At 32.4% G+C, this 6,017-nt stretch carries 5 protein-coding genes, 1 rRNA gene and 1 pseudogene; all 7 read left to right on the top strand.

All coding sequences use genetic code 11. The annotated features are described in order from the left end of the window. Nucleotides 1-3: 3 nt before the first annotated feature. Nucleotides 4-267, top strand: coding sequence for a hypothetical protein (locus ACH0CI_RS10455; protein WP_335707997.1), 264 nt, complete (start codon nt 4-6; stop codon nt 265-267). 20 nt (nt 268-287) lie between these two features. Beyond that, on the top strand, nt 288-470 hold the full coding sequence (locus tag ACH0CI_RS10460; protein WP_034275608.1) for a hypothetical protein: 183 nt from the start codon (nt 288-290) through the stop codon (nt 468-470). 179 nt (nt 471-649) lie between these two features. Beyond that, nucleotides 650-1,213 carry an SMI1/KNR4 family protein gene (locus ACH0CI_RS10465; RefSeq protein ID WP_182028608.1) on the top strand — a complete coding sequence of 188 codons (564 nt, stop codon included), beginning with the start codon at nt 650-652 and terminating at the stop codon, nt 1,211-1,213. Nucleotides 1,214-1,490: 277 nt separating this feature from the next. Continuing rightward, nucleotides 1,491-1,913: pseudogene (locus tag ACH0CI_RS10470) on the top strand (DUF7832 domain-containing protein); the annotation flags it as partial. A gap of 1,230 nt (nt 1,914-3,143) precedes the next feature. Further along, nucleotides 3,144-4,499 (top strand): purine-cytosine permease family protein, encoded by a 1,356-nt coding sequence (locus ACH0CI_RS10475; RefSeq protein ID WP_335707998.1) that lies wholly within the window; start codon nt 3,144-3,146, stop codon nt 4,497-4,499. A 972-nt stretch (nt 4,500-5,471) separates the two neighbouring features. Next, nucleotides 5,472-5,672 carry a cold-shock protein gene (locus ACH0CI_RS10480; RefSeq protein ID WP_406901366.1) on the top strand — a complete coding sequence of 67 codons (201 nt, stop codon included), beginning with the start codon at nt 5,472-5,474 and terminating at the stop codon, nt 5,670-5,672. Between the two features lie 271 nt (nt 5,673-5,943). Beyond that, nucleotides 5,944-6,017: ribosomal RNA gene (locus ACH0CI_RS10485) — 16S ribosomal RNA — on the top strand; the annotation flags it as partial.

Below are 6,017 nucleotides of genomic sequence, written 5' to 3' on the forward strand. Positions count from 1 at the left end.
AGAATGAAACCAACTATTGTAGATGAACTCATAACGAAGATTTCCTTACTCGATTCAAGCAAGGAATATGTTGAATTAGCAGTTGATTTAAACGATATTTACGAAAGTAGTAATAAACTTGATCGATTGATTACAGACACTCTTAGTTCTTCACTAGACCAAGAGAAGCTAATAGATCAATTAATTGAAATAGAGGTCGAACTTGATCATATTAATTGGCATTATAAAAGCTTGAAAAAAGAATTAAAACAATTACTCAACACGTAAAGCGAAAGAAGGTACAGATTTTGAAAAAAGATGCTATAAAATTCTTGTTATATTTTCTAGTCTTTTTTGGAGGTAATTTAATTATTAATATATTATTTAAATCTCAGGCTGATTTCCTAACGGCATTCTCTACTGCTTTTGGGGTCGCATTTGGCATAGCTGCTATAGAGATTTATACAAGAAGAAAATCCAAGGCCGTGTAATAGCCTTGGGTTTTCATTTCCGATAACTATTTTCACGTTAAATATAAGTTGTAATCGTGCAATATTTATTGTAGGAGCGTAGAGCTGATAGCGAAGCGCTAAGGTGAGTCTAAAAATAGCTAATAATAAAGGAGATACTTTATGTCTGAGTATAAAGTTAAATTAAAGAAGGTGAAGTTTTGAAAAAAGAATTTTATCTGGGAGATAGTTTTTGGAGCGACGATAGCAAATATAAGCGTATAGATTATCCGATAAATGATGAAATCATAAAGCAAGCTGAAGTTATTTTAGGTGTTAAGTTACCTAGTTCATTATTGGATTTACTGAAAATAAGAAATGGTGGGGGATTAAACTACCCATACTTTATGTTACCTGATGGCGATACAGAAAGTATTCCTTATGGAGGAAGAGCAAACATTGATTCAATTGACCCTATACATTTTGAAAATGATGATATAAGTATCTTATCTTCCAAAGAACTATTAAAAGAAGTCAAACTCACAGGTGAATTTGTGGTTTTGTGGACGGATTTTCACTATTGGGTCTTGTTGGATTATCGTAATAGATCACAAGATCCTACTGTTATATATATCGCAGAAAACTTCTCAGCTTCAACAAACGATACTACAGAATGGGAGTATATCAAAATAGCAGATACTTTCGATGATTTTCTAAAGCAATTATTTCGTGTACCCGCCCTAGATCCAAAACAATTAAAAAGTAGTTATAGCCGCAAAGAATGATTAAGCTAAACAAGCTTTTTAGAAACTACATTTTTTACTATAATCCTATTTTCATTGGTTAAATATATATTGTTTAACCTTTACAGTATATAATGTGGTATATCATTTACTTTTAATGTAATTCATGGAGGGAATTTTGTATAAATTAAAGTGCATTCCATTTTTTGTGTTTATTATTTTGTTCCTGCAAGGCTGCGAAGACTCATTAAATAAAAAAAGTAGTCGTGAACAAGAAGAAACTACCTTAATAGAAGATATAGAGAAAGAGGAAGAGGCCATGAAAACCGTCTATGATAAAGCTAAATGGCATTATGAAGGAGATTTCCCGAGTAACTTGAGTGAAAAGCAGGCATTCGTTCATACTGGAATGTATCTCGGTTGGATTATTGAAGAAAACTTATATAGCAAAGAATTTGAAGAAGAGGCTGCGCAAGAAATTATAGAGTTTAAACAAAAGAACATGACCGGAACTGAAATATATATGGAATGGGATGGCGTCTTTGCCAGCGATATGCTGAATGCGGAAGGAAAGGCCTTTACAACAGATTACTTTGATTTCGATAAAGGTACTTATTTAGATGATTATGAAGCTATATTTCCTCATATAAAATCCCTTTATGAGGTAGAAGATACGTGGAATAATTATGAGGCTATTAATACAAAGATTAATGAGCGTTTTGATACTTGGAAGCATACAAAGGAAGAAAATAAAGGTGATAAGTTATTTACGGTTGATTCATATATTGGTTCATTAAAGAAAACACTTGAACAAAATGAAGATAAGTTAATTAACAATATCGAAAAAGTACATACTTTTCATTATTATAAGGACATTGACTTACTGAACTTTGAAATCTTCATTCAGCCATTTGATTTGTCTATTAGGATGTTTTCTATGGACAATGAAGCGAATGAAGTTTTCTATGAAGGAAACAACCGTGCCATTTTTTCAGGTAGTTATGAGCTACTTGAAGAGTTTGAATACTATGAGCTAGCCGACGAGCATTCAGATGAGTTTTGGGATTTTTATGAACAAAATGAAGAAGAAATATCTGCTGCTGAGAAAGAATTGATTTCAAAATGGTTTATCACTTGTTGGAATAAAGCTGGCGATAATGGAATAAATCTGCCTGTTTATCTAGATTTTCATGATGATATAGAATCTTTTGATTTAAAGAAGAACGAATGGATCGATAGTGAAGACAAATGGTCTGACGAAAATAGCAACTAAATTCATTGTACACGTAAAAAGAAGCCAAACAATCGTAGTGGCTTCTTTTTAATATCCATAATCACATTCTAAAAAATGAAAAATTATATGTTCGCAAAAGTATACCTTTACGGACTTTTCTTTTATATAAGGAATCTATCACTTTGATCGTTCGTTTTCGTTTTAAAGCAAATTACGAACGTCTTCATATGTTTATGCACTTTTATGAACGTTTTTGATGAAATAAAAGGAGTTTGATATTTGAATAAATAAGTTAGATTGGAAAAGCTGGCGCAGGGAAAGCAATTTCAATACCTCAAGTAGTATTGGACGGTCCTAAAGAAATTGTTGATAGAAGACGCATCTATGTTATTATGTATACTAATGCTCTAAGAGACCGTATAAAAAATTATCAAATTAAATAAGAAGATACCTAAGCAGTTAGATACTAAAACCTTGCAGTTCCTCTTATTAAGAAAGTTTATCCCTCCATTGCACCACCTTTTTTATGAACAGCAATTTATAAAAGGAGCACAGATGAAATTGTTACTTAATTAAACGTAGCGAAGTCTTATATAGCTGTTATATCAAATGATTCAAGGGAATACATGTTAATTATACGAATGATTCATCACCTACTATAAGTAAGTATTAAAACGTTGAATTATGTAGTTTGACTTAGAGTGCAAGCGGCAAATATCTTACAAGGTGGTATATCTATTGAAAGTTGAAACACGTAGCGTTGAATTTGTTCCAGTAGACGAACGTCATGGAAAAGCAAAAGGTTTGTTCCCCATTTGGTTTGGAGCAAACATGCACATTACAACTCTTGTAACAGGTGCATTACCAATTAGTTTAGGTCTTAATTTATTTTGGAGTTTCGCAGCTATTATACTTGGAACCTTATTGGGTGCTATTTTCATGGCTTCACATTCTGCTCAGGGACCTAAACTTGGAATTCCTCAAATGATTCAAAGTCGAGCACAGTTTGGAGTAATCGGAGCTATTTTTCCGTTATTTCTTGTAATGTTCGTGTATTTAGGTTTTTTCGCAAGTAGTAGTGTGCTTGCAGCACAAACATTAAACAGTTTAATACCCATTAATCAAAGCTGGGCTATAATAATCTTAAATATTCTTTGTTTTATTGTTGCAATTTTTGGCCATGATTTAATTCATAAAATGCAGAAAGTATTATCATGGTCTTCATTTGTTGTGTATCTAGCAGCAACAATTATTATATTTCAGTTACCACTTCCGACAGGAAGTTTTTCATTAAGCGGTTTGGATTTACCTGTATTTTTACTCGCTATCAGCATTGTAGCAACATGGCAATTAGCATATGCACCATACGTGGCAGACTATTCACGCTATCTGCCCGTTAATACATCAACTGCACAAACCTTTTGGTATAGTTACCTGGGTACATTTGTAGGGACTGTATGGATGATGATTTTAGGAGCAACTTTAACAACTACTATTCCTAATTTCCTTGATCATTCTGGTGGGAATTTAGCTCACTTATTCGGAAGTTTTGCTATCTTTATGTATTTGATCATTATTTTTGGTCAACTAGCTATTAATGTTTTTAATTTATATGGTGCTTTCATGTCAACCATTACAACTATAGAACCCTTTTGGAAGCTGAAAGTAACACAAAAAGTTAGAGTAGGGATGATGTTTTGTGTTACATTGGCAGGTACTATCCTATGTTTATTAGGCCAAAGTAATTTTCTATCATTTTTCTTAAATTTTATCTTTTTCATTAGTTATTTCTTGATTCCTTGGACGTCTATCAATCTTGTGGACTACTACTTATTACGCCGTGGTCAATATAATGTGAAAGATATCTTTGATGTAAATGGTCAATACGGAAAAATAAACGGAATCACTTGCATGGCATTTGCTGTATCAATTATTGCAGAGGTTCCTTTTATTAACACATCATTCTACATTGGTCCTATAGCAAAGGCATTCGGGGGCGCAGATATTGCGTGGCTAATTGGAATAATAGTTCCTGCAATCTTATATTATTTTCCGATGAAACAAAAGTTAAATAAAGAGATTTGTGGTAACTGAACTCGAAAGAAAGGCCTGTATCTAAACAGATACAGGCCTTTCTTTAACCCATGAAAAGAGAATAAACATTCTTTCTTTAACCCATGAAAAGAGAATAAACATTCTTTTTTTATGTAACAAAAACGAGATGCAAACGATTATGCATCCCGTCATGTGAAGAAGGAAAAAAATAGCTTTTAATGCAGCATATGATCTTTAAGGAACACCTCATTTACGTAATTACATTGCCTAATGAAACAGTCACTTGAAAAAGTATATTCTCTTTAACAAACACCTCATTTAAGCATTGAACTAAAAAAATATACAATGTGAACGAAATCGTTCTTGGTCTGGGACAAACACCTCATTTGCATAGTTATAAATGAACGTTATTGTCTACCCATTATATATATTCTTACTACGCTCATGACTACCATCCCCTTATGAATCAAACATACATCGATTTACAATAAGGTTTTCTAAAATATGCCTGCTGTAGACACCTCATCCCAAATGTAAGAAGCTTTGTAATGATTAGTTGTAATCAATAACTTGTTTTCCTTCTTCCTTAAATAGAATATCCCAATAGCCCATTTATAATTCAGTAAAGCTAACAGGGGTTTTTTGGATTACATGCACCCTTTATTTATAACAAAGATTAAATAAAGAAGCTTTATTATGAATAGCTATAATAAATAGAGATATGTATGTACTTATTCATTTTATTTGATGTGTTGGAGCATCAAATAGCTATGCCACTTATGCCCTATCATAAATTTTTGATAGGGGAAAGGTGAGTAGATAGAATTTGTTAAAGGTATTGTTTTCCTTATTTGCTATCAACTCTACTATATGTTACACTACAGATAACTTATTTTTGTTCGGTATATTGAGAAAAGAAAAAACCTAATTAGAAGTTTTTATCTTGAAATAGTATGTTTGGGCAAGATTGGTAATACATTTGTGGAGTATTCCACAGCAGGAGGCAACATTATGACACAAGGTACAGTAAAATGGTTTAATGCAGACAAAGGTTTCGGTTTCATCGAAGTTGAAGGCGGAGAAGATGTATTCGTTCATTTCAGTGCTATTCAAGGTGAAGGTTTCAAATCATTAGAAGAAGGTCAAAAAGTTACTTTTGATATCGAAGAAGGTCAACGTGGAGCACAAGCTGCTAACGTTCACAAAGCATAATTAAAAGTGATAACAAAAAAGGCTCCTTATAAAGGAGTCTTTTTTTATGGTCTTATAATTAGCAAACTATGATTTATCTACTATTAGTTCAATGGAAATAAAAAAAGAATGTTTTTTTAGAAAAACTATTGACGTTTCATTTGATATGTTTTATTATTATTAAGCGTCGTTGAAACGACAACTTATGATTTGAACATTGAACTTTGAAAACTGAACAAAGCGACAAACGTCAACGTTAAATTTTATTTTTTAATTGAGCAAGTCAAACATTTCTTCGGAGAGTTTGATCCTGGCTCAGGATGAACGCTGGCGGCGTGCCTAATACATGCAAGTCGAGCGAACTGA

It is taken from the genome of Priestia sp. 179-F W1.4 NHS (assembly GCF_045369295.1).
In the GTDB taxonomy this organism is placed as follows: domain Bacteria; phylum Bacillota; class Bacilli; order Bacillales; family Bacillaceae_H; genus Priestia; species Priestia zanthoxyli.

What these genes read in the sequence shown, in the direction of transcription:
- ACH0CI_RS10455 (WP_335707997.1), top strand. Translation starts at nt 4, where the DNA reads ATGAAACCAACTATTGTAGATGAACTCATAACGAAGATTTCCTTACTC.
- ACH0CI_RS10480 (WP_406901366.1), top strand. Translation starts at nt 5,472, where the DNA reads ATGACACAAGGTACAGTAAAATGGTTTAATGCAGACAAAGGTTTCGGT.